General features: G+C 33.1%; 1 protein-coding gene. It reads left to right on the top strand.

The window, feature by feature from the left end:
* Positions 1–384 (top strand): VCBS repeat-containing protein (locus E3E36_RS12745; protein WP_167895674.1); only part of this gene is annotated, 384 nt, incomplete at both ends.

The raw sequence follows: 384 nt of genomic DNA, 5'->3' as shown, positions 1-384 counted from the left end.
AATTCAACCAACAACTTCATTCTTAAAGCACGAAGAAAATAATTTTGTTGATTTTTATACTGAAAGAAATATTCCTAAAGTATTATCAAGAGAAGGTCCTAAAGCTGCTAAAGCCGATGTTAATGGCGATGGTTTAGAAGATCTATTTATAGGTGGTACACCCAATCATCCCGGACAATTATATCTTCAAAATGCAAATGGTTCTTTTACCTTAAAAGAAGAAAAAATCTTTAACCAGTTTTTATCTTTTGAAGATGCCTGCTCTGTTTTTTTAGATTACGATCATGATGGCGATATGGACTTATTGGTATGCCCAGGTGGCAATCAATATCCAATCGCAAGCAGAGAATTACAATTTCGTTTATTTAAAAATGATGGCAAAGG

Origin of the sequence: Thermococcus sp. M36, from assembly GCF_012027355.1 — an archaeon.
Taxonomy (GTDB): domain Archaea; phylum Methanobacteriota_B; class Thermococci; order Thermococcales; family Thermococcaceae; genus Thermococcus.
Note: the sequence above shows the minus strand (reverse complement) of the source record. Positions and strands in the feature narration are given on the sequence as shown.